18 protein-coding genes are annotated in these 22,863 nt (G+C 72.8%); 10 read left to right on the forward strand and 8 right to left on the reverse strand.

The features are described from left to right. The first annotated feature begins 4 nt into the window (after positions 1-4). The 4 genes from ACLQ2V_RS23490 to ACLQ2V_RS23505 all read left to right on the forward strand — a co-directional run bounded on the left by ACLQ2V_RS23490 (position 5) and on the right by ACLQ2V_RS23505 (position 4,944). Entirely contained in the window at positions 5-1,219 is a 1,215-nt protein-coding gene (locus ACLQ2V_RS23490) for an acyl-CoA dehydrogenase family protein (RefSeq protein WP_425720720.1), read from the forward strand. A 197-nt stretch (positions 1,220-1,416) separates the two neighbouring features. Continuing rightward, a complete protein-coding gene (locus ACLQ2V_RS23495; RefSeq protein WP_425720721.1) occupies positions 1,417-2,979 on the forward strand; it encodes an AMP-binding protein in 1,563 nt (520 codons plus the stop codon). Between the two features lie 235 nt (positions 2,980-3,214). Next, positions 3,215-4,393, forward strand: a complete 1,179-nt coding sequence (locus ACLQ2V_RS23500) for a serine hydrolase domain-containing protein (RefSeq protein ID WP_425720722.1) — start codon at positions 3,215-3,217, stop codon at positions 4,391-4,393. Between the two features lie 164 nt (positions 4,394-4,557). After that, entirely contained in the window at positions 4,558-4,944 is a 387-nt protein-coding gene (locus tag ACLQ2V_RS23505; protein ID WP_425720723.1) for a hypothetical protein, read from the forward strand. A gap of 442 nt (positions 4,945-5,386) precedes the next feature. Here ACLQ2V_RS23505 and purD read toward each other — a convergent pair whose 3' ends face one another. The 3 genes from purD to ACLQ2V_RS23520 all read right to left on the reverse strand — a co-directional run bounded on the left by purD (position 5,387) and on the right by ACLQ2V_RS23520 (position 9,278). Continuing rightward, positions 5,387-6,637: a phosphoribosylamine--glycine ligase gene (gene purD, locus ACLQ2V_RS23510; RefSeq protein WP_425720724.1), complete on the reverse strand. Its 1,251-nt coding sequence runs from the start codon at positions 6,635-6,637 to the stop codon at positions 5,387-5,389. Positions 6,638-6,875: 238 nt separating this feature from the next. Then, positions 6,876-7,796 (reverse strand): type IV toxin-antitoxin system AbiEi family antitoxin domain-containing protein, encoded by a 921-nt coding sequence (locus ACLQ2V_RS23515; protein ID WP_425720725.1) that lies wholly within the window; start codon positions 7,794-7,796, stop codon positions 6,876-6,878. Between the two features lie 192 nt (positions 7,797-7,988). Then, complete coding sequence (locus tag ACLQ2V_RS23520; RefSeq protein ID WP_425720726.1) at positions 7,989-9,278, reverse strand: adenylosuccinate synthase; 1,290 nt, start codon at positions 9,276-9,278, stop codon at positions 7,989-7,991. A 120-nt stretch (positions 9,279-9,398) separates the two neighbouring features. Between ACLQ2V_RS23520 and ACLQ2V_RS23525 the strand changes: the two genes are divergently transcribed. Both ACLQ2V_RS23525 and ACLQ2V_RS23530 read left to right on the forward strand, forming a co-directional pair. Next, positions 9,399-10,424 carry a hypothetical protein gene (locus tag ACLQ2V_RS23525; protein ID WP_425720727.1) on the forward strand — a complete coding sequence of 342 codons (1,026 nt, stop codon included), beginning with the start codon at positions 9,399-9,401 and terminating at the stop codon, positions 10,422-10,424. A 1,159-nt stretch (positions 10,425-11,583) separates the two neighbouring features. Further along, positions 11,584-13,764, forward strand: a complete 2,181-nt coding sequence (locus ACLQ2V_RS23530; protein ID WP_425720809.1) for a chromosome partitioning protein — start codon at positions 11,584-11,586, stop codon at positions 13,762-13,764. Between the two features lie 115 nt (positions 13,765-13,879). On the opposite strand, the gene ACLQ2V_RS23535 is transcribed toward ACLQ2V_RS23530, so the two are convergent. Then, a complete protein-coding gene (locus ACLQ2V_RS23535; RefSeq protein ID WP_425720728.1) occupies positions 13,880-14,308 on the reverse strand; it encodes a DUF3151 domain-containing protein in 429 nt (142 codons plus the stop codon). 311 nt (positions 14,309-14,619) lie between these two features. Here ACLQ2V_RS23535 and ACLQ2V_RS23540 point away from each other — a divergent pair, with 311 nt between their 5' ends. Then, entirely contained in the window at positions 14,620-15,828 is a 1,209-nt protein-coding gene (locus ACLQ2V_RS23540) for an LOG family protein (RefSeq protein WP_425720729.1), read from the forward strand. Between the two features lie 83 nt (positions 15,829-15,911). Here ACLQ2V_RS23540 and fbaA read toward each other — a convergent pair whose 3' ends face one another. Together fbaA and ACLQ2V_RS23550 are read right to left on the reverse strand one after the other, a co-directional pair. Continuing rightward, positions 15,912-16,934 (reverse strand): class II fructose-bisphosphate aldolase, encoded by a 1,023-nt coding sequence (fbaA, locus tag ACLQ2V_RS23545; RefSeq protein ID WP_425720730.1) that lies wholly within the window; start codon positions 16,932-16,934, stop codon positions 15,912-15,914. 214 nt (positions 16,935-17,148) lie between these two features. Then, positions 17,149-17,532 (reverse strand): phage holin family protein, encoded by a 384-nt coding sequence (locus tag ACLQ2V_RS23550; RefSeq protein ID WP_425720731.1) that lies wholly within the window; start codon positions 17,530-17,532, stop codon positions 17,149-17,151. Between the two features lie 197 nt (positions 17,533-17,729). On the opposite strand from ACLQ2V_RS23550, the gene ACLQ2V_RS23555 reads away from it, so the two are divergent. Beyond that, positions 17,730-17,942, forward strand: a complete 213-nt coding sequence (locus ACLQ2V_RS23555) for a hypothetical protein (RefSeq protein WP_425720732.1) — start codon at positions 17,730-17,732, stop codon at positions 17,940-17,942. Positions 17,943-18,048: 106 nt separating this feature from the next. Here ACLQ2V_RS23555 and ACLQ2V_RS23560 read toward each other — a convergent pair whose 3' ends face one another. Together ACLQ2V_RS23560 and ACLQ2V_RS23565 are read right to left on the reverse strand one after the other, a co-directional pair. Next, positions 18,049-19,122: an LCP family protein gene (locus tag ACLQ2V_RS23560; protein ID WP_425720733.1), complete on the reverse strand. Its 1,074-nt coding sequence runs from the start codon at positions 19,120-19,122 to the stop codon at positions 18,049-18,051. Between the two features lie 2 nt (positions 19,123-19,124). Next, a complete protein-coding gene (locus ACLQ2V_RS23565) occupies positions 19,125-19,604 on the reverse strand; it encodes a SigE family RNA polymerase sigma factor (protein WP_425720734.1) in 480 nt (159 codons plus the stop codon). Between the two features lie 174 nt (positions 19,605-19,778). Between ACLQ2V_RS23565 and ACLQ2V_RS23570 the strand changes: the two genes are divergently transcribed. Then, positions 19,779-21,296: an LPXTG cell wall anchor domain-containing protein gene (locus ACLQ2V_RS23570; RefSeq protein WP_425720735.1), complete on the forward strand. Its 1,518-nt coding sequence runs from the start codon at positions 19,779-19,781 to the stop codon at positions 21,294-21,296. Positions 21,297-21,319: 23 nt separating this feature from the next. After that, positions 21,320-22,855 carry an LPXTG cell wall anchor domain-containing protein gene (locus ACLQ2V_RS23575; protein WP_425720736.1) on the forward strand — a complete coding sequence of 512 codons (1,536 nt, stop codon included), beginning with the start codon at positions 21,320-21,322 and terminating at the stop codon, positions 22,853-22,855. Positions 22,856-22,863: the final 8 nt, after the last annotated feature.

Raw genomic sequence — 22,863 nt, forward strand, 5'->3', positions numbered from 1 at the left:
CGCCATGGCCGAGTTCTCCCTCGACCTGAACGAAGAGCAGCGGGACCTGCGGGACTGGGTGCACGGCTTCGCCGCCGAGGTCGTGCGCCCGGCCGCCGCCGAGTGGGACGAACGCGAAGAAACCCCCTGGCCCATCATCCAGGAGGCGGCGAAGGTCGGCCTGTACGGCTTCGAGTTCCTCGCCACCTGCTGGGCCGACCCCACCGGCCTCTCCCTGCCCATCGCCAGCGAAGAGCTCTTCTGGGGCGACGCCGGCATCGGCCTGGGCATCTTCGGCACCTCCCTGGCGGTCGCCGCGATCTACGGCACCGGCACCCCCGACCAGCTCGTCGAGTGGGTCCCGCAGTGCTTCGGCGACGTCGACTCCCCCGCCGTGGCGGCGTTCTGCACCACCGAGCCGGAGGCCGGCTCCGACGTCGGGTCGATGCGCACCCGCGCCGTCTACGACGAGGCCACCGACGAGTGGGTGCTCAACGGCCAGAAGGCGTACGCCACCAACGGCGGCATCGCCGGGGTGCACGTCGTCACCGCCTCCGTCGACCCGACGCTCGGCTCGCGCGGCCAGGCCGCGTTCGTCGTACCGCCGGGCACCCCCGGGCTGACCGCCACCCGGAAGCTGCGCAAGCTGGGGCTGCGCGCCTCGCACACGGCGGACGTCTTCCTCGACGACGTCCGGGTGCCGGGGCGCTGCCTGCTCGGCGAGCGCGAGGCCCTGCTGGAACGGCTCGACCGGGCCCGCTCCGGCCAGCGGGCCTCGGGCCAGGCCGCGATGCGCACCTTCGAGCTCTCCCGCCCCACCGTCGGCGCGCAGGCGCTCGGCGTGGCGCGGGCCGCCTACGAGTACTCCCTCGACTACGCCAAGGGCCGGGTCCAGTTCGGCCGGCCGATCATCGAGAACCAGGCGGTCGCGTTCGCGCTCGCCGACATGAAGATGGAGATCGACGCCGCCCGGCTGCTGGTCTGGCGGGCCTCCTGGATGGGGCGCAACAACCGCCCGTTCACCGCCGGTGAGGGCTCGATGTCCAAGCTCAAGGCCGGCGAGGTCGCCGTCTCGGTCACCGAGAAGGCCGTCCAACTGCTCGGCGGGGCCGGCTTCCTGCGGGACCACCCGGTCGAGCGGTGGTACCGCGACGCCAAGATCTACACCATCTTCGAGGGCACGTCCGAGATCCAGCGACTGGTGATCTCCCGAGCCATCTCCGGGATGCAGATCCGCTGATCCCGGCCCGACGCGCCGGCACCCATCCCCCGTTCGGGTGCCGGCGCGTCGCCGGACCGTACCGCCCGCGCCGCTCTCGGTTCGCGCGCGCTGCCCCGGCGACACCGACACGCACGCACACCAGCACAGGACACACCCGGCGAAGGGTCCCCGGCGAAGGGGGCCCTCTCACCCACCGCCGAAGGAGACCCTGCGACATGGATCTGCCCTTCACCGCCGCCACGCTCGTCCGGCGCGGCCTGCTCACGCCCGGCCCGCCCGTCCGGATCGCCGCGCAGCTCAACGCGCTGCGCAGGTGGGGCTGGGGCCTGGCCGGCGAGCTGCGCCAGGCCGCCAACCGGGACCCGGAGCGCACCGCCCTGGTCGACGAGCGGGGCGAGACCCTGACGTACCGGCAGCTGCTCGACCGGGCGGAACTGCTGGCGAAGGCGCTGCGCGACGCGCTCGGCGTCGCGGCCGGCGACCGGGTCGGGCTGCTCTGCCGCAACCACCACGGGCTGATCGAGGCGATGGTCGCCACCACCCTGCTCGGCGCCGACGCGGTGCTGGTCAACACCGGGCTCTCCGCCGCGCAGCTCGCCGCCGTCGCGCAGGAGCAGGGGCTGCGGGTGCTGGTGCACGACGCCGAGTTCGCCGAGCGGGCCACCGGCCTCCCCGCCGACGTGGCGCGGGTCGACGAGACCCGGCTGGCGGAGCTGATCGCCGCTGCACCCCCCGGTGACCTGCGGCCGCCGGCGCGCGACGGCCGGACCATCGTGCTCACTTCCGGCACCACCGGCACCCCCAAGGGCGCCCGCCGCCCCACCCCCAGCGGCTTCGGCCCGCTGGTCTCCATCATCGGCCGCATCCCGCTGCGCACCCGGCAGACCGTGCTGATCGCCGCGCCGCTCTTCCACACCTGGGGGTACGCCGCCCTCCAGGTCTGCTTCGCCCTGCGCGCCACCATCGTGCTGCACCGCCGCTTCGACCCGGCCGCGACGCTGGCGGCGCTGGTGGCGCAGCGCTGCGACGCCATGTTCGCCGTGCCGGTGATGGTGCAGCGGCTGATGGAGGTCCCCCCGCCGCAGCCGAGACCGCCGCTGCGGGTGGTCGCGGTCAGCGGGTCGGCGCTCCCCGGCGGGCTGGCCCTGCGCTTCATGGACACCTACGGCGACGTCCTCTACAACCTGTACGGCTCCACCGAGGTCTCCTGGGCCTCCATCGCCGGCCCCGCCGACCTGCGCCGGGCCCCCACCACCGCCGGCCGCCCGCCGCACGGCACCCGGCTGCGGATCCTCGACGACTCGGGCGCGCCGGTGCCCACCGGTCAGGTCGGCCGGATCTTCGTGGGCAACGAGATGCTCTTCGAGGGCTACACCTCCGGCACCGGCCGGGAGATCCGCGACGGGCTGCTCGACACCGGGGACCTCGGCCGGCTCGACGACGACGGGCTGCTCTTCGTCGACGGGCGGGCCGACGACATGATCGTCTCCGGCGGCGAGAACGTCTTCCCGTCCGAGGTGGAGGAGCTGCTGGCCCGGCTGCCCGAGGTGCGGGAGGCGGCCGTGCTCGGCGCGCCGGACCCGGAGTACGGCCAGCGGCTCGTCGCGTTCCTCGCCCTGCATCCCGGCGAGACCCTGGACCCGGAGGCCGTCCGCGAACACGTCCGGCACCACCTGGCCCGGTTCTCCGTCCCCCGCGACGTCCACTTCGTGGACGACCTGCCGCGCAACGCCACCGGCAAGGTGCTCACCCGGGAGCTGCGCGACCGCCTCGGCTGACCGGAGCCCGAGCGCCGGACCACCCTCCATTTGCTTGACCGTCCAGTTACCTCGTGTTATCGGGAACATCCATTTATGCGAAGATCAGCGCGACCTTCGTCAACGGGCAGTGGAGCGGCACGGAATGCGCTGCCCCCGGCGACGGTTTCTCGGTCTGTCCCCGACCGGACAATCCGGGTGGAACGAGGGACTCTCCCCGATGCCCCGCCCCCGCTGGGCGGGCAGGCTCCAGAACATGAAGCTCATGAATCGCCGTACGGCCCTCGTCGGTGCCGGGCTCGGCATCCTGCTCACCCTCACCGCCCCCGGCCCGGCCACCGCCGGCCCCGCCGGGGCCGACCGGGACCGGGCGGCCTGCCTACCCGGCACCCTCTACCCCGCTCCCCTCCGGCAGGCGATCGCCGGGCTGCCCAACTCCGACGCGACCAGCGCCCAGGTCCGGATCACCACGCCACAGGGCTGCTGGACGGGCACCAGCGGCGTGCGCGACCTGCGCACCCAGGCCCCGGTGCCGCCGCACGCGCGGTTCCGGGTGGGCAGCGCCACCAAGGTCTTCACCGCCGCGCTGGTGCTCCAACTCGCCGCCGAGGGCCGGGTCGACCTCGACCGGCCCGTGCAGAGGTACCTGCCCGGCCTGCTCCCCGCCGACTACCCGGCCGTGACCGTCCGCCAGCTACTCAACCACACCAACGGCATCCCCAGCCCCACCCTGCCCGACGGCATCGAGTGGCAGCTCGCCCACCGGTACGACCGCTGGACCCCGGAGTGGATCGTCCGCCTCGGACTGGCCAACCCCCGCGAGTTCGACCCCGGGAGGAAGCAGCACTACACCAACATGGGCTACATCGTCGCCGGCCTGCTGATCGAAAAGGTCACCGGACACTCGTACGCCGCGGAGCTGGACCGGCGGATCGCCCGGCCGCTCGGTCTGCGCGACACGTACGCGCCCGGTGACGACCCGCGCATCCGGGGCCCGCACGCGCACGGCTACCAGGCCGTGGTCCGGGACGGGATGACCGAGCTGGTGGACGCGACCACCTGGAGCCAGACCTTCACCCCCGCCGCCGGAAACGTCATCTCCAGCCTCACCGACCTGGACACCTTCATCACGGCGCTCTTCGCCGGCCGGGTGGTGCCGCAGCCGCAGCTCACCGAGATGTTCACCCTCCCGCAGGTGGACGACGTCGAGGGCGGGCCGGCCCGATACAGCGCCGGACTCACCGCGATGCCGCTGCCGAACGGCGAGATCCTCTGGGCCAAGACCGGCTCCCGGTACGGCTACCTGGCCGCCGTGGCCTCGACCCGGGACGGCCGCTTCCGGGTCGAGTACTCGATCACCGCGACGAACGCCAAGGGCGAGGAGTTGAGCCGCACCGCCCAGGCCGTCATCACCGCCGCGCTCGGCATGGCCTGACCCGCACCCGCCGACCGCCCCGGCCGCCGAGCCCACCGGCCGCCGGGGCGGACCATGAATCCCCGGTAGCGGGTCTGGCGGGAGCACTCCAATTGCTTGACCGTTCAGTTACCTCGATGTTAACGTGAACATCCACATTCGTTAATATCTAGAGGCGGGTAATCGTGCTGCTGAAATCCATCGCCATCGCCGCGTCCGTCGCAGGCGTGCTGGTCACCGCCCCTGCCGCCTCGGCGGCAACAACCTCACACACCCCGGACTGGAGGTACTGGGGGCCCGGAAACTGCACACCGGGCTACCTCTGTGGCTGGCCCAGCACGGAACACCCGGAGGGGGGCCCTACGGAGACTCCGACCCTGAAGACCAACACCGACTGGACCGGCAACGTCATGGTGTACCAGTACTACAACTACACCTCGCGCAAAGCGAAGGTCAGCTGGAACCACCTTGACCGGTGGAGCGGCACGGTGTGCGTTACCCCCGGCGAGAATTGGTTCTACATTCCCTTCACGGTGTCGAAGGTGGTCTGGGAGGACTGTGACCCTCGTTAGTCGGGAATCGTGATCCGGCCCTCGACCGCCGCAGCGGCCGGCCAGGTGCGAGACAGCAGGGCTCCGGGCGCGCCTGGAGCCCTGCGCCAATCAGGAATGCGTAACAACACATTCCTTGGTAGGTCACCGTGCTGATGAAAGCCCTCGCCCTCGCCGCTTCCGTCGCCGGCGTGCTGGCCACCACCGCCGCCCCGGCGGCAGCCGCTCACGCACCCGAGTGAAACTCGCCGCCGGGCAACTGCCCGGAGGGGTCGTTCTGCGGCTGGTCCGGCACGCAACACCCGGAGAGCGGCCCCACCGAGACCCCAGTCATCGATTTTCGAATACTTGGGGAACACGTATACCGGCACCGATTGCTACACCTCCGGCGGGTGGCCATTCCATGTCCCGATGAAGGCGAAGAAGGTGAAGTGGCGGTCGGGAATCGGCTGCTGACCCTCCGTCAGTCGGGAATGGTGATTTGGCCCTCGACCGCCGCCGCCGCGATGTCGGTGCGGTGGTGCGAGCCGGCGAGGCCGATGCCACGCACCAGCTCGTACGCGGCGTCGCGCGCGGCGGCCAGAGTGGGGCCGGTGGCCGTACCGCAGAGGACCCGGCCGCCGGTGGAGAGCAACGCGCCGTCGGTGGCCCGGCGGGCGGTGCCGGCGTGGATCACCCCCGGCCGCTCCGCGCCGGTGATCACGTCGCCGGTGCGCGGGGTCCCCGGGTAGTTCTCGGCGGCCACCACCACGGTCACCGCCGCCCCGTCGCGCCAGCGCAGCGGCGGGTGCGCGGCAAGCGTGCCGGTGGCGGCTGCGTGCAGCAGGCCCGCCAACGGCGTCTCCAACAGGGCCAGGACGACCTGGGTCTCCGGGTCGCCGAAGCGGGCGTTGAACTCGATCACCCGGGGGCCGGTGGCGGTGATCGCCAGCCCCACGTAGAGCAGGCCCGCGAACGGGGTGCCCCGGCGGCGCAGCTCGGCCAGGGTCGGGTGGACGACGTCGGCCATCACCTCGTCGACCAGGCCGGGCGGGGCCCAGGGCAGCGGCGCGTACGCCCCCATCCCGCCGGTGTTCGGGCCGGCGTCGCCGTCGCCGACCCGCTTGAAGTCCTGCGCCGGCAGCAGCGGCACCGCCGCCTCCCCGTCGGTGACCACGAAGAGGGAGACCTCGGGGCCGGCCAGGTACTCCTCGACGACGACCCGCCCGCACTCGGCGGCGTGCGCCAGCGCAGCGGCCCGGTCGTCGGTCACCACGACGCCCTTGCCGGCGGCGAGCCCGTCGTTCTTCACCACGTACGGCGGGCCGAACTCGTCCAGCGCCTTCGCGGTGTCTTCGGGATCCGTGCAGGTGAACGCCCGCGCGGTCGGCACGCCAGCGGCGGTCATCACGTCCTTGGCGAACGTCTTCGACCCCTCCAGCCGGGCGGCCTCGGCGGACGGCCCGAACACGGCAATGCCCTTCGCCCGCACGGCGTCGGCCACCCCGGCGACCAGCGGCCCCTCCGGCCCGATCACCACCAGGTCGACCCCGGCCTCCACGGCCAGCCCGGCAACCCCCGCCGGATCGGTGAGGTCGACCTGACACAGCTCGGCCACCCCGCCGATCCCCGGATTCCCGGGCGCAGCGATCAGTGCCTCGACGGACGAATCTGCGGCAAGCCCGAGCGCGAGCGCATGCTCCCGCCCCCCACCACCCAAAAGAAGTACGCGCACGCCGAGGCACTCTACCCACCCCCACCGCCCCCCCTGCGCCCCCACTGCGCCCACCCTCCAACAGGTTGATCAAGAGGTTTGTGTCAAGTTCGATCTCCCATCTGACGCAAACCTCTTGATCAACGCGGGGCTCGACGTGGGGCGGGTGGGTGGGTGGGGTGGGTGGGTGGGTGGGGTGGGTGGGGTGGGGTGGGGTGGGGTGGGGTGGGTGGGGTGGGTGGGTCAGGGGTGGGGTGGGTCAGGGGTGGGTGGTCATTGCTTGGCGGACGGTCCAGGGGATGTAGTCGGGGTGCAGGGTGTCGGCCCAGGTGAAGCGGAGGACTCGCCAGCCTGCGTTGATCAGGCGGTTCTGCCGGCGGCGGTCGGCGAAGATCGCTTCGGGCGTGCCGTGCGGGCCGCTGCCGTCGGCCTCGGCGATCAGCCGCGCCGCGCGCCAGCCCAGGTCACCGACGCCGAGGAGGTACCCGTCCTCGTCGCGGACCTCCAGTTGCAGCACGTCGGGAGGCACCCCACCGTCGATGCACCGGAGCCGGGCCCGCGTCTCCAGGGGCGACTGCGCCCGGCCGTCCGCCTCGCCGAGGTGCCCCCGGGCGGCCACGGCACCCCGACGCCCCCGGATCAGCATCGGCACCAGCGCCATCTCCTCCGGCGTGACGAGCCCACGGTTGAGCGCCGAGTCGAGCAAAGAGACGGCGGGAAAACGGTCCTGGCGGAGGATGACGTCGGAGACGGTACGCAGCGGCGAGGTGGTGGGGATGCCGGCCACCCGGACGATGTCAGCGGCAGCCACGGTCAGTTGGTGAACCACCAGCGAGGGATCGCGGTGCCGCTGCGGCCGGGGACGATCCACCGGCACCGAGACGTGGATGGCGGAACTTCGGCGCAGGCCGTCGATGCCGTGCAGAACGAGTGCGCTGTCGAGGACGGCGAACGCTCCCGGTCCGAGGCTGGTCACGGCCGCTCGGATGCGGGCTCGAGTGGCGAACGGCTCGCGTAGTTCCCGTACCGGGGCGAAACAACCGCGCCCCAGCCGCATCCAACGGCCCGAGCGCCAAAGCTGCCGGACCTCGTCGCGGGTCAGACCGGCCGCCACCGCCTGAGCAGTGGTGATCATCCCGTCCTGCCCGGCAGCAACCCGCTGAACAAGTTCCAAAGGCATCACCGCTCCACCCTGCCCCGCCGACACACCCCCTCTCGACCCCTGTGGACAACCCTGTGGACAACCGGGAAGCCCAACGCGTTGATCAAGAGGTTTGCGTCAATTTGGAGATCGAGATTGACGCAAACCTCTTGATCAACGGGACGGGACGGGGGGGGTGGGGGGTGGGGGGTGGGGGGTGGGGGGTGGGGGTTAGGGGGAGAGGGGGTGGCGGGTTACGTTTTCCTCGCGGCCGGGGCCTACGCCTACCAGGCTTACTCGGGTGCCGCAGAGTTCTTCGATGCGGGCGATGTAGCGTCTCGCGTTTTCCGGGAGGTCCGCCTCGGTTCTCGCCTTCGTGATGTCCTCGTGCCAGCCGTCGTGCTCTTCGTAGATCGGGGTGGCGTGGTGGAACTCGGTCTGGGTCATCGGCATGTCGGCAAAGCGCTTGCCGTTGATCTCGTATCCGACGCAGAGCGGCACCTTCGGCAGGCCGGTCAGCACGTCCAGCTTGGTGATCACCAGGTCCGTGACCCCGTTGAGGCGGCAGGAGTAGCGGGCGACGACGGCGTCGAACCAGCCGCACCGGCGCTCCCGGCCGGTCGTCGTGCCGTACTCGTGGCCGACCTTGCGCAGGTGCTGGCCATTTTCGTCGAAGAGCTCGGTGGGGAACGGGCCGGAGCCGACCCGGGTGGTGTACGCCTTGCTCACCGCGATGACCTTGTTGATCGCGGTCGGCGGGATGCCCGCGCCCACGCATGCCCCGCCCGCCGTCGGGTTCGACGAGGTCACGAAGGGGTACGTGCCGTGGTCCATGTCGAGCATGGTGGCCTGGGCGCCCTCCAGCAGCACCGTCTCACCCCGGTCCAGGGCGTCCCAGAGCATCACCCGGGTCTCGGCGATGTACGGCTTGAGCCGCTCGGCGTAGCCCAGGTACTCCTCGACGGTCGCGTCGACGTCGATCGCCTTGCGGTTGTACACCTTGAACATGATCTGGTTCTTCTCGCGCAGCGCGAGCTCCAGCTTCTTGCGCAGGATGCCCGGGTCGAGCAGGTCCTGCAGCCGGATGCCCATCCGGGCGACCTTGTCGCCGTAGGCGGGGCCGATGCCCCGGCCGGTGGTGCCGATCCGCGAGCTGCCCAGGTACCGCTCGACCACCCGGTCCAGCGCCCGGTGGTGCGGCATGATCAGGTGCGCGTCACCGGAGATCCGCAGCCGGGATACGTCGACCCCGCGCTCGGCGAGGCCGTCGATCTCGGTCAGCAGCACCTTCGGATCGACCACCACCCCGTTGCCAATGATGATCATTGCGCTCGGCGAGAGCGCGCCGGACGGCATCAGGTGCAGCGCGTACTTCTGCCCGTCCGGGGTGATCACGGTGTGGCCGGCGTTGTTGCCGCCGGAGTAGCGCACGACGTAGTCGACCCGCTCACCGAGCAGGTCGGTAACCTTGCCCTTGCCCTCGTCGCCCCACTGAGCGCCGATGAGCACGATCGCTGGCATCTTTTCGCCTCCAGAAGGCTCGGGTGCCAGGTGGCGACCGGTCGGCGAGCCCGGGGTGTCAGGCTAACAAGAGTTCACGGCGGTGCCGGCAGGGGTTCGTCGAGAGGCAGGAGGCTCTTCGTGTACGACGTGGTGCTGCTCACCCTCGGTTCGGGGCGGGACGCCCCCGGCGGGGGCTGCGGCAGCGGCGACGCCTGCTGCGGGGGCGCGGCCGAGAAGGCCCCTGGGCAGGGTGCCGCCGAGACGGGCCCCGGCCGGGCCGAGGAACGCTGTGCGACTCCCCGGGTGCCGGTGCTGACCTGCGCGGACACGCTGACCGCCCGGGGTGCCCGGGTGGAGCTGGTCACCGCCCATTCGGACGCGGAGATCGACGAGGTGCTGGCCCGGCTCGACGCCCCGCCCCGCCCCGACGGCCTGACCTGGCCCGACCCCGACTCGAAGACCCGGCTGGTCGTCGCCACGGCCAGCGACGGCCAGTTGCGCGCCGTCGTGCGCCGCCTCGTGCGCCGGTACGCCCCACCGCCCAGCCGTCGTCCCGCCGACCTGCCCGCCAACCGGACGGTGCCGGACCTGCCGCCGGTGGGCGTACTCCCGCTCGACCCGGCCCGCACTGGCGGGCAGCGTGACCTCGCCGCGCAGCTCGGGCTGCCGCGCGACCCGGCGGCCGTGGCCGCCGCGATCCTGGACGGCACCCCGCGCCGGCTCGACCTGCTGCGCAACGACGGCGGCTCGGTGACGCTGGACGGCGCGCTGCTCGGGGCCGCCGACGACGCCGGCCGGCCGCTACCTTGGCGGGGCCGGGTGGAGGTCGACGACGCCGTGCTCTCGGCGGGCGACGACCCCCTGTTGGCCTGCGCCATCGGCAACAGCTCCGGGTACGCCCAGCTCGACGGGCTGCCGCTGCTCACCGCCGCCGACCCGACGGACGGCCTGGTCGAGGTGGCGGTGGCCGTTCCCGTGGTGACCCGTTCGGCGTTGGGCAGGAAGCGGGTACGCATCGAGGTACGCCGGGCGCGGGGGCGCGCGGTGGCCGTCGTCCCGCGCGACGAGCGGGTGCCGTATCTCGACGACGGGGTCGAGGGAGAGTTGAGCCGGAAGCGGTCCTGGTGGACCGAGCCGGGCGCCTGGGCGGTCTGGGCCGTCTGACGCCGCCGGCCCAGCCGCCCCCGCTGCCCCACATCCTTCGGGTACGACCCCGATTCTCGGGGTACGGGACACCGCGCCGGGCACGGCCCGGCCGGGTACGGCCAGCGCGACGGATGGTGTGCCGGCTCGCGGGAAGCGTCCGGGGAAGCGCCTCCGGAGGCGATGGCCGTGGCCGGCGGAGATCGGCGGCAATGATCGCCGACTCGACCTCGGGGCCTATCCTCGGCATAGCTATGGGGGAGGAACCGTCGTGGACGACAACGCCGACCGGGTCCACGTGCCCGGCCAGCAGCCTGCTCCGGAGCGGGACATCGAACCGCTCTGGCCGCCGGAGCGGACCGATGCCGGGCCGGCCGACCCCGGCCCTGGTTGGGCCGGGCACGTGCCCCACCAGCCGACAGCCCTTCCGCCGGACCTTCCACCGGACCTTTCGCCGCCGGGGACCGCCGCCGCGCAGAGCGCCTACCCGTCCCTGACCGCCACGCCGACCCCGGCGCACACCTACCCACCCGCAGACGGTCCGGCCAGCGGGCACCCCGATTCCGCAGCGCCCGACGCCTACCCCGCCACCAGCGCGTACCCCGCCACCAGCGGTTATCCCGCCACCAGTGGCTATCCCGATCCCGGCCGGCCCGACGCCTACCCGGCCGCCAGCGGGCACCCCGGGCCGCCGGCGCACGACGCCTACCCCGCCACCAGCGGGCACCCCGGGCCTGGTTGGCAGGGCGGCTACCCCGCTGCGGTCGGGCGGCACGACGGCCCGGGGCACGGCCGGAGCGCGCCGGAACCCGACACGCGGGTGAATCGACCGGCTTCGCGGGTGGAACAGACGGACGGCTGGGCGAACCAGCCGGAGGGTTGGGCGAACCAGGCCAACTCGTGGGCGGCGAACTCGTGGGCGCCGGTGGCGTCGGGGGCCGGCTGGGCAGCGCCGCCCCCGGACGGCGGGCCGGCCGCGCCGCACCCGGGGCCGCCGACGGTCGCGCCGCCGACGGTCGCGCCGCCGCACCCGGTGGTACCTCCGCAGCCGCCAGCAGCGCCACCGGTGGCCGACCCGGCAGCAGCTCGGACGACCGGGCCGAACACGGCAACCGGCCCGAGCGCGGCGACCAGCCCGACTGCGGTTACCGGCCTGGGCGCGACGACCGGCCCGACTGCGGTGACCGGCCCGAGCGAGCCGACCGCAGCTACTACTCCGACCGAGGGGACCGTTCCGACTGAGGGGACCGTTCCGCCCCTGACTGTCGGTCCGAGCACCACGGCCGGAACGAGCACCACCGCCGGAACGGGCACCACCGCCGGGCCGACCGTGGGGGTCGACCCGACGGGAGACGGCGGGCCGGCGACGGGCGCTGCTGGCAGCGGTGACAGGCCGGTCGGCGCGCCTGCGGGCGACGGCTCCTCGGCCGCGCGGCCGAACCACGGCTCATCGGCCTCGAAGGCGGGCGACGGCGGGGCACCGCACGAGCCGGAGCAGGCCGCCCGGAACCAGATCGCCCCGGACCAGGCCGTCCCGGAGGAGACCGCCCCGGACCAGGCCGCCCGGCACCAGGCCGCCCGAGACGGAACGACGGCAGGGCAGGAGGCCGGCGCAGGCGGCACAAGCACCAACACCAACACCGGCACCGGCACCGGCACCGGCACCGGCACCGGCACCGGCACCGGCGAGCGAAGCGGAACGGCGCCGGAGTGGAGCGGCGGGCCGCGCCCGGTTGATTCCCCGTGGGCCCTGCCACCGAGACGTCCCGGCGCGACCGTGCCGGAGCCGCCCCCGCAGCCGGCGGGGAGCGGGGCGGGAAGCGGGGCGGAGAGCCGGGTTGGCGACACCACGACTGGCGGCCCGGAGTTCGTCACCGGCCGGGGCACCGCCTCCGTTCCCGCAGGCAACGCGGCACGCCCCTCGGGGCCGTTCCCGCCGGTGTCGACCCCACCCGGGCCGTCGCCAGCAACCCCCTACCCACCGGCCACCGGCGGCACGCCGACTGATCCGTACGCCCCCGGCCCTCCGGCGGCCGGCCCCTACGCGCCCGCACCTGCGATGGGCGGCCCGTACGCCCCGGCGGCCGAGCCGCAGGCAGCCGGGCAGTCGCCGGGATGGGCGCCGGCGCCGCACCCCACCCCGGCGAGGGCTCCGGACCCGACCTGGCCGACCCCACCAGGGCCGATGCCACCGGGCCCGACCCCACCAGGGTTGATGCCACCGGGGCCGGCCCCGCAGACATCGGCCCAACCCGGGCCGGGGCAGCCCGGCACCGGGTCCGCCGACACGGCGCAGCCGGGCTGGTACCAGTCCTGGTCGCCGCCCGCTGGGCAGCCGACGGCTCCGGCGACGCCACCGCCGTTCCCGGAGGCGGACGGGGGGAACCGGGTGCCGCCCGCGTACCCGGATGCGGGTTGGGCGTCCGACTTCGGGACCGCGCCGACCGCGGAGGACTTCGCCCGCCGCCGACAGGTGCGCCCGGCCGACCCGGTGGCGACGATGGGCGTGCGGGCGGTGGTGAACAAGACCGGGCTGCTCAGGCTCCCGCCGGGGCGGCACGAGCAGGAGTTGCGCCGCGACATCGAGATGGTGCGCCGCAACTTCGGCGGGCTGCGTCAGGTGACCGTGGTCAACCCGAAGGGCGGCGCGGGGAAGACGGTGGCGATCCTGCTGCTCGCCATGACCTTCGGTCAGAAGCGCGGCGGGTACGTCCTGGCCTGGGACAACAACGAGACCCAGGGCACCCTGGGCATGCGCGCCCAGCAGGACTTCCACTCCCGCACCGTGCGCGACATGCTGCGCGACCTCGGCCAGTTCCAGGGTGCCCACGGGCGGGTGGGCGACCTGTCGCAGTACGTCCGCTCCCAGGGCGAGGGCATGTTCGACGTGCTCGCCTCGGACGAGTCGGCGACCGGCGGCGAGATGCTCACCGCCTCGGCGTTCGCCGAGATCCGGGAGGTGGTCAGCCGGTTCTACAAGCTGATCTTCGTGGACACCGGCAACAACGTCCGGGCGCAGAACTGGCAGGCGGCGATGGACGCCACCGACCAACTCGTGGTCACCATGTCGGCCCGGAACGACTCGGCGGAGACGGCCGCGCGGATGCTCGACCACCTGGAGCAGAGCGGCCGGCACCGGCTGGTCCGGCAGGCGGTGACGGTGGTCTCCATGCCGCCGTCCCGCAAGGAGATCGACCTGCCGGCCATCCAGGAGCACTTCGCGGCCCGGACCCGGGCGGTGCTGCTGGCCCCGTACGAGCGGTTGATCGACACCGGCGAGCCGATCCGGTACGGCGGGCTCTCCTCGGCCACCCGGGACGCCTGGCTGAAGATCGCCGCATCGGTGGCCGAGGGGCTCTGAGCGGCGAGGCTCTGAGCGAGAGAGTGCGCTGAACGTCCGAGCGGTACGACGCCGGACGGCGCGGCGGCCGGACCGACGGGTGTCGGGCCGGCCGCCGCCGTGCAGCCGGGGCGAATCAGTCGCTGGCCAGCGCGTCACCGGCCGCCGGGTCGCAGTCGCGCAGGAACTGGGCGCAGCGCGCCGCCTCGTCCGCCTCGCCGATCTCGCCGGCGGCCCGGGAGAGCACGTACAGGCAGCGCAGGAAGCCCTGGTTGGGCGCGTGCGACCAGGGCACCGGGCCGTGCCCCTTCCAGCCGCTGCGGCGCAACTGGTCGAGGCCCCGGTGGTAGCCGGTCCGCGCGTACGCGTACGCCGGGACGACCTGACCGGCCGCCAGGGCGCGGGCCGCGAGCGCGCCCCAGCCGGCGCTGTAGGTCGGGAAACGGGCCGCGACCTCGGCGTACGCCTCATCGGTGCCGGCCTCGGTCGCGGCGGCGAGCACCGCGTCGGCCTCGTCGTGCGCGGACAGTAGGGTGGCCGGCGGCTCAGGCAACAGGTTCTGCATCGTCCCATTCAACCCGCTTCGCTCGGCGTCGCGCGAGGGGGTCGGCGAACCCGGCTAACCGAACGGTTGAGGCGTCGGTCACGCCCGCGGCAACGCGGGCGACACCTGCGGCCAATGCCGCCGGTCGGCCTGTTGCACTACAACTATTGGTCCGGAGCCTCCCCAGGAACCGGTTGTGCAGGAGCCCGGTGGCCGCGCCACCGGGCTCCTGTCGTGCGCGCCGCCCCGGACGGGCTGCTGTCGCGGGGAGCACGTCCGCGCCCGTCGGCGTGCGGGTTTGGCGGGTTGCCCCCGGTGGGCACGATGAGCCGGTGCCAACCCCACCTCCTGCGGACGTCATCTCCCCGCACGACACCGATGTCACCGAAATCGAGACCCGCAGCGCCTTCGAGCAGCGGTTGACCACCGGCACCCTGGCCGGGCTGACCGTCCAGGGTCTGCGCCTCGACGTCGACCCGGTGCCCGACCTCACCGCGACGGAGGTGACCGGCACGCTCTTCGTGGGCTGCCGCTTCGCCTCCCGCGAGGTGGGCGCGGACCTGGTGCGACGCGGCGCGAACGTGGTGCCGCCCTTCTCCGGGCTGCCGTACCCGACCCAGCCGGCGCACCTCTACACCCCCGACGACCTGGCCGCCGGCTTCGCCGAGGGCGGCTTCGCGGGCATGTACGACACCCGGGTGTACGCGCACTTCCGGGCGCACGGCGGCGCGCTGCCGGACGTCAAGGAGGCGCTCGGCCAACGCCTGCACGACCACGGCGTGGACAACGCGCTGGTCGACGCCACCCGCGCCTGGCTGGCCGCCCGCGGCCCGCAGTCGGTGGTGGGCGTGATGGGCGGGCACGCGGTGCGCCGGGGCAGCGCGTCGTACCGGATGGCGGCGGTGCTGGGCTGGGAGCTGGCGCGGGCCGACCGGCTGGTGGTGACCGGCGGTGGCCCCGGCGTGATGGAGGCGGCCAACCTGGGCGCGTACCTGTCGACCCGGCCGGCGGAGGAGCTGACCGAGGCGATCGACCTGCTGGCCACCGCGCCGGACTTCACCGACCACGAGCGCTACACGGCCACCGCGCTTGAGGTCCGCCGCCGGTTCGGGGCGCCGCCGGTGGTGCCCGCGCAGCGCGGCGACGACCTGGCCTGGGCGCGCGCCGGCGGGCTGGCCATCCCCACCTGGTTGTACGGCCACGAGCCGGCGAACCTCTTCGCCGGGCGGATCGCCAAGTACTTCTCGAACGCCATCCGGGAGGACACCATCCTGCGGCTGGCCCGGGGCGGCATCGTCTTCGCACCGGGACGGGCCGGCACGGTGCAGGAGGTCTTCCAGGCGGCGACGAAGACCTACTACGGCACGGACGGGGCCAGCGGCGCGTACGTCTTCCTGGACCGCGCGTACTGGACGACCGAGCTGCCGGTCGAGGCGCTGCTGCGCCCGCTGCTGGCCGCCTCGCCGTTCGGCGACCTCTCCGCGAGCATCCACCTGACCGATGACGTGCGGGAGGCGGTCCGGGTGCTGACCGCCGGCTAGCGCGGGTCCGGTTCCTGACAGAGGGCCCCCTGTCGTCGCCGGGGCGGCGAGGACAAGGGGCCCTGTCGTGCGCAGCGTCCGGGTTACTTCATCCGGGTGCCGGTGGAGCGCAGGTGCTCGCAGGCCTCGACGACCCGGGCGGAGAGCCCGGCCTCGGCCAGCTTGCCCCAGGCGCGCGGGTCGTACTGCTTCTTGTTGCCGACCTCGCCGTCGATCTTCAGCACGCCGTCGAAGTTGCGGAACATGTGCTCGGCGACCGGGCGGGTGAAGGCGTACTGGGTGTCGGTGTCGATGTTCATCTTCACCACGCCGTAGTCAAGAGCCTCGCGGATCTCCTCCAGCAGCGAGCCGGAGCCGCCGTGGAAGACCAGGCTGAGCGGCTTGTCCTTGCCGTACTTGGCGCCGACGGCCTGCTGGATCTGGTTGAGGATCTCCGGGCGCAGCTTGACGTTGCCCGGCTTGTAGACGCCGTGCACGTTGCCGAAGGTCAGCGCCGCCATGTAGCGGCCCTTCTCGCCCAGGCCGAGGGCCTCGACCATGGCCAGCCCGTCCTCGACGGTGGTGTAGAGCTTGTCGTTGATGGCGTTCTCGACGCCGTCCTCCTCGCCACCGACGACGCCGACCTCGATCTCCAGGACGATCTTGGCCTCGGCGGCCCGGTCCAGCAGCTCGGAGGCGATCGTGAGGTTCTCCGCCACCGGCACGGCCGAGCCGTCCCACATGTGCGACTGGAACAGCGGCGCCTGGCCGGCGTCCACCCGCTCCTTGGAGATCTGCATGAGGGGCCGGACGAACTTGTCCAGCTTGTCCTTCGGGCAGTGGTCGGTGTGCAGGGCCACGTTGACCGAATACTTCTTGGCGACCTCGTGGGCGTAGGCGGCGAACGCCACCGCGCCGGTGACCATGTCCTTCACCGAGGGGCCGGAGAGGTACTCCGCGCCGCCGGTGGAGACCTGGATGATGCCGTCGCTCTCGGCGTCGGCGAAGCCCTTCAGCGCCGCGTTCAGCGTCTGGGAGGAGGTCACATTGATGGCGGGGTACGCGTACCGGCCCGCCTTGGCGCGGTCCAGCATCTCCGCGTAGGCCTCGGGGGAAGCGATGGGCATCTCGAAACGCTCCTTACTTACCGCTCTCGGCCGTGCTGGCCGCTGTCTTCCGTGGGGTGCGCCGGGCCCTTCGTGGGGCTGGCTGGCCCCGTCGTGGGGTGAGCCGGACCGCGCTGTCCTCCGCCGGAAGTATCCCGCAGCAGGCGAGCGCCGCCGCAACCGACCCTTGGGACGGCCGACGAGGGCGGCGTCTGCGCACCTACCGCCGCCGCTCTCACCGCTCGTCCAGCCGGTTCGGCACGACGACGCTGATCAGCCAGGTCACCACCGCCATCACGATCGCGCCCCAGAAGGCCGCCCAGAAGCCGTCCACCTCGAACGACAGGTCGAACAGGCCGGCGATCCAGTCGGTCAGCAGGAACAGCAGCGCGTTGACCACCAGCGCGAACAGGCCCAGGGTCAACAGGTAGAAGACGCAGCCCACCCCCCTGATCAGCGGCTTGAGCACGGCGTTGACCACGCCGAAGATCAACGCCACGACCACCAGGGTCACCGCGGTGTCGACGCCGTCGCGGCCGTTCACCTCGACACCGGGCACGATCAGGGTGGTGACCCACAACGCGACGGCCGTTATCGCCAGCCGGATCAGGAAGCCCACGGTCCCATCCTGGCACCGCCGCCCCGGCTGCCAGGGGCGATTGCGCCGACTCGCGCTCCTCCCAGCTTGCCGGGCCGCGAGCCGCCGGCGAGTCGTCTCGCCACCAGCGAGCCCGGGCCTTGCTCCCCGCCTCCGAGCGCGGAACCTCGCCAGCCCGTACGGTATGGATAGCTTTCCACCGTAATCAGGGAGGGACGATGGGTCAGCCCGACGAGGACTTCGCCCCGAGCGACAACCTCGGCGCCGAGGAGCGGGATCCGGAGACGCCCTCGGCCGATGCAGTGGAACAGGCCACCTCGACCGATCCGGCCGACGGTGAGGCGGAGCCGAGCCGGGGCCTGGAGGTCGACGACTGGGACGCCATGGAGCAGGCCCGGGTGGTCGCCCCCGACGAGGACGACTACCGCTGAGGCCGATCGACGGCGACCGCCGGTCGGCGGCGACGGGCCGGGCCGGACGCCCACCCGTCGCCGCCGGCGTCACCGCAGGCCGGTGACCGGGTCGGGCGTCCACCCCTCACCGCAGGCCGGTGACCCGGTCGGGGTGCGCCGCGACCCACGCCCCGAGACGGTCCGCCCGCAGCGCGGCGAGCAGTTCCGGGGCGGCGGCCGGGTCCGGGTCGAAGTTGTAGTCCTGCCCGTCGGCCGGCACGACCGGCAGGTTGACGCCCACCACCTCGGTGGACTTCAACTGGGGCACGAGTGCCAACCATTCATGTAGCGAGCCACCGGCCGAGGCGAGGGTGAGGTCCGGGCCGATCTCGGCGGCCAGCCGGGACAGCCGCACCGGATCGTGCAGCACGCCCCGCTCGTCGACCCGGCGCAGCAGGGCGGCGGCGAATCGTTGGGCGTTGCGGTCCCGATCCCGGGCGCCGTCGGCAAGTCGGTACCGCTGCCGGAGCAGGTCCACGGCGGCGGCCCCGCCGAGGTGCTGACAGCCGGCCCGGTACGTCCGGCCGGTGTGCATCGAGTACACCTCGCTCGGCAGGCAGAGCTCCACCCCGCCCACCGAATCGGTGACCTTCCGCAGCACGGGATAGGTCAACACGGCGCCCGCGTCGACGCGTACGCCGGTCAGCCCGGCGACGGCCTGGGAGGTGAGGTGGTAGCCCGCGCCGAGATCGGGCCTTCGCCCCTCCCGGTGGCTGCCGAAGGAGAAGACGGCGCTGATCTTGTCCAGGCCGTGGCCCGGAACGGCCGCCTCCAGGTCGCGCGGGATGGAGAGCAGGTAGAGCCGGCTGCGGTCGGCCGGCACGTGCACCAGCAGCACCGAGTCGGCCCTCGGCGGCTCCGGGCCGCTGCCGAGGTCCACGCCGAGCAGCAGCACGTTCATCGCCCCGGCGGGCGCGCCGCCGGGCGGGGTGGCCAGGAGGTGCGCCGGCCGGGGGTCCCGCACCGAGTCTACGAGCCGGACCGAACCGAACCCGGCGACCGTCAGCAGGACCAGGCACGCCGCGCCGATCGCGGTACGCCGCCGTCGACGGCGACGGACGGTGGTGGCGGTCCGGTCGATCGCCGCCCGCAGCGGGCCGGTCGCCGGGGTCAGCGGCTCGTGCCGGGCGAACGCGGCACGCAGGTCTTCCTCGATCATGGTCAGGCCTCCACGTATTCGGCCCGGAGGGTCGCCAGGGCGCGGGAGATGGACGAACGGACGGTGCCGACCGCGCAGCCGAGGATCTCGGCGATCTCCGCGTCGGGCAGGTCCTCGTAGTAGCGCAGCACCAGGGTGGCGCGCTGTCGGCGCGGCAGCCGGGCCAGCCAGGTCCAGACCTGGTCGCGGTCCACGGCGGCCTGCGCATGGTCGACGGAGACCGCAACGACGTCCTCCGGTTCGGCGCGCAGCAGCACCCGGCGCACCCACGAGCCGCGTCGCCAGTCGACGTACTGGTTGGTGAGCATCCGGCGCACGTACCGCTCCGGCGAGTCGGCCCGCGCCACCCGACGCCAGTTCAGCTGGGCCCGGACCATGGTTTCCTGCACCAGATCCTGCGCCTGGTGCGGGTCGCCGGTCAGCATGACCGCGTACCGCAGCAGGGCGGTCAGCCGCGAATCGGCGAACTCCTCGTACGTCACTGCACCTCCCGGTCTCCTGCCCTGATGACGGGACCGGGCCGGCGGAACGTTGCGGCAGAAGTGGCCACCGATCGGTTCATTCGGTCGTCGGACCTCCGACAAGGACGACCGAATGACTCACGGGAGGCCTAAAATCACCGGGCGCCACCTGACCCCCACAGGAGGAACTCCTTGATGCTGAAGCACTCGGCCTCGCGCTGGCTGGCGGGGATCGGCGTGATCGCCGCGTTCGCCGCCACCGCCACCCCGGCACTCGCCGCGCCAGCGTCCAAGATCGAAGTCCAGCTCCAGGACGTCTCCCTGGCCCCGGGCTCCGACGGAGTCTCCCTCAACGTCAAGCTGAGGGCCGACCGGCCGGCTCAGCTCCGCAACCTGCAGGTGCGCTACGACTACCGCGCCCTGGCCGGCAAGGTCACAATCAAGACCGCGACGAGCGTCGCCTGCAGCGTCCCGGAGCAGGACGTCCTGCTCTGCGAGCGGGCCAGCTACTCCGTCGGCGAGACCTTTGAGGATTTCTACGGCACCGTGCAGGCCGCCCCCACCGCCAAGGCCAAGGTCGGCGACTCCGGCGAGGTGCAGATCAGCGTCCGGGCGGACGGCGGGCTGACCGCCACCACCACCTCCAGGTTCCGGATCTCCGAGGGCGTCGATCTGGTTGGCGGGCCGGGCATGACCCTGCCGACCGTGAGGCCGGGCGGAAAGTTCGCGGTGCCGTTGACCGTCTCCAACGTCGGCGAGAAGACCGTCGACGGCTTCTTCACGGTCTTCACTCTCCGCCCCGCGCTCCGCGCCAAGGAGCAGTTCAGCAACTGCCGGTACGTCGAGGAACAGCCGGTCTGGTGCCAGTTCGACGAGAAACTGCCGGCCGGCGAGGGTCGCACCGCCACGCTGAAGCTCTACGTCCGCGACGACACGGCGGTGCCGACCACTCAATGGGGCCACACCCACTTCATGACGACCGAGGACTTCGAGAACAGCGAGCGGGGGGCGAAGGCCCGAGCGCGGGCGGCCACCGTCGGCGACGGGCCGAAGCTGACCCTCCGTGCGGTGTCGAAAGAGACGGTGCGGGCCGGCCAGACCGACGCCAAGCCGGGCAACAACTACACCTCGTGGAGCATCAAGGTCAACAGCGAGAACGGCGTCGACCTGGAGGCGATCGGCGACACGGTGCAGGGCAAGGCCGGCACGGTCGTCACCGCCACCGTCGGCTTCCGCAACAACGGCCCGGCGACGCTCGACCGCGTCAACGGCGACAACGAGGCCGCCACGTACGTGGACGTCGAGCTGCCGCCGGGCACCGCTGTGGTCGAGAAACCCGACAACTGCGGGTTGCGCCGGGGCACCCGCAAGTACCTGTGCGGGTCGGGCATGCTCCTGGTGGCCGGCGAGACCTACCCGATGGAGTTCCGGCTGCGCATCGAAAAGGTCATCCCGAACGCCAAGGGCCTCGTGCGGGTCAACGCGGAGTGCGAGTGCCCCAGCGGCGGCGGTTTCCACGACGACTACAAGCCGGCCAACGACAAGACCTGGCTCGTGGCCAACCCGGTCGACGGCGGGCAGGGCGGCGGTGGCTCGCTGCCGATCACCGGCACCCCGACCGGCCTGGTCGCCGGCATCGGCGGCCTGCTGCTGGTGGCCGGCCTCGGCGGCTACCTGCTGGCCCGGCGGCGCCGGACCCACTTCGTCGCCTGACCCCCCACAGGAGGAATTCCTTGATGCTGAAGCACTCGACCTCGCGCTGGCTGGCGGGGATCGGCGTGGCCGCCGCGTTCGTCGCCACCGCCGCCACCCCGGCCCTCGCCGCGCCCGGTATCGAGATCCGCCTTCCGGACGCTTTCGTTCCTCCGGGCTCCTCCGGCGTCTCCGTCAACGTGGAGCTGCGGACCGACGAGCCGACCGTGCTCCGCGACATCGAGGTGCGGTACGAATACGGCTCGATCGCCGACAAGGTCACGCTCAAGGACGCGGGGAGCGCCGACTGCACCGCTCCGGAGCAGGGCGTGCTGGTCTGCACGGACGCGCGCGAATTTCCTGTCGACCGCCTCTACGAGCCGCACCCCGGCTCGGTGGCCGTCGTCCCCACCGCCAAGGCGAAGCTCGGCGACTCCGGCGACGTGCGGATCAGCCTCCGGGCGGCCGGCGGCGTGACCGCCACCACCACCGCAAAGATCCGGATCGACGAGGGCATCGATCTGGCCGGCGGGCCGCACACCACCCTGCCGGCCTCCAAGCCGGGCGGGAAGTTCAAGCTGCCGCTGACCGTGTTCAACGTCGGCCAGACGACGGTCGACGGCTTCGTCGCGGTCTTCGAGCTCCGCCACGCGATGCGGACCGAGGAGCAGTTCAGCAACTGCCGGTACGTCGACGACCAGCCGATCTGGTGCCAGTTCGACGACAAGCTGCCGGTCGGCGAGGGGCGCACCGCCACGCTGGACTTCTACTTCCGTAAGGACACCTACGCGCCGACCAACCAGAGCGGCAACGCGCTCTGGATGACGGTCGAGGACTTCGAGAACCGGCAGCAGAGCAAGATCGCCAAGGCGGACTCGGCGGTCCCCGGTAAGGGGCCGAAGCTGATGCTGGGCAAGGCCCCGAAGCAGGCGGTGGACGCCGCCCAGACCGACGTCGACCCGAGCAACAACTACACCGGGTGGAGCATCAAGGTCAACGGCAAGAACGGCGTCGACCTGGCGGCGGTCGGCGACACGGTGCAGGGCAAGGCCGGCGCGGTCGTCACCGCCACCGTCGGCTTCCGCAACAACGGCCCGGCGACGCTCGACCGCGTCAACGGCGACAACGAGGCCGCCACCCACCTGGACGTCGAGCTGCCGCCCGGCACCAGCGCCGTCGAGACCCCCGACGACTGCTGGTTGCGCCAGGGCAGCACCCGCAAGTACCTGTGCGCCTCGGGCATGCTCCTGGTGGCCGGCGAGACCTACACCAAGGACTTCCGGCTGCGCATCGACAAGGTCGTCCCGAACGCACGGGGCCTGGTGCGGGTCAACGCGGAGTGCGAGTGCCCCGCCGGCGGCAGCTTCGACGACGACATCAAGCCGGCCAACGACAAGACCTGGCTCGTGGTCAACCCGGCCGGCAGCGACGGCGGCGACGGCGGGCAGGGCGGCGGCGGCTCGCTGCCGATCACCGGCACCCCGACCGGCCTGATCGCCGGCATCGGCGGCCTGCTCCTGGTGGCCGGCATCGGCGGCTACCTGCTGGCCCGGCGGCGCAAGACCCACTTCGTCGCCTGATCACCGTC

This window comes from Micromonospora sp. DT233 (assembly GCF_049841815.1).
Classification (GTDB): Bacteria; Actinomycetota; Actinomycetes; order Mycobacteriales; family Micromonosporaceae; genus Micromonospora.

Bases quoted from the DNA above. Each gene is read 5' to 3' on its own strand.
- ACLQ2V_RS23495 (WP_425720721.1), top strand. From the start codon at position 1,417: ATGGATCTGCCCTTCACCGCCGCCACGCTCGTCCGGCGCGGCCTGCTC.
- ACLQ2V_RS23490 (WP_425720720.1), top strand. From the start codon at position 5: ATGGCCGAGTTCTCCCTCGACCTGAACGAAGAGCAGCGGGACCTGCGG.
- ACLQ2V_RS23555 (WP_425720732.1), top strand. From the start codon at position 17,730: ATGGGTCAGCCCGACGAGGACTTCGCCCCGAGCGACAACCTCGGCGCC.
- ACLQ2V_RS23575 (WP_425720736.1), top strand. From the start codon at position 21,320: ATGCTGAAGCACTCGACCTCGCGCTGGCTGGCGGGGATCGGCGTGGCC.
- ACLQ2V_RS23535 (WP_425720728.1), bottom strand. From the start codon at position 14,308: ATGCAGAACCTGTTGCCTGAGCCGCCGGCCACCCTACTGTCCGCGCAC.
- ACLQ2V_RS23515 (WP_425720725.1), bottom strand. From the start codon at position 7,796: ATGCCTTTGGAACTTGTTCAGCGGGTTGCTGCCGGGCAGGACGGGATG.
- ACLQ2V_RS23560 (WP_425720733.1), bottom strand. From the start codon at position 19,122: ATGATCGAGGAAGACCTGCGTGCCGCGTTCGCCCGGCACGAGCCGCTG.
- ACLQ2V_RS23500 (WP_425720722.1), top strand. From the start codon at position 3,215: ATGAAGCTCATGAATCGCCGTACGGCCCTCGTCGGTGCCGGGCTCGGC.
- ACLQ2V_RS23520 (WP_425720726.1), bottom strand. From the start codon at position 9,278: ATGCCAGCGATCGTGCTCATCGGCGCTCAGTGGGGCGACGAGGGCAAG.
- fbaA (WP_425720730.1), bottom strand. From the start codon at position 16,934: ATGCCCATCGCTTCCCCCGAGGCCTACGCGGAGATGCTGGACCGCGCC.
- ACLQ2V_RS23570 (WP_425720735.1), top strand. From the start codon at position 19,779: ATGCTGAAGCACTCGGCCTCGCGCTGGCTGGCGGGGATCGGCGTGATC.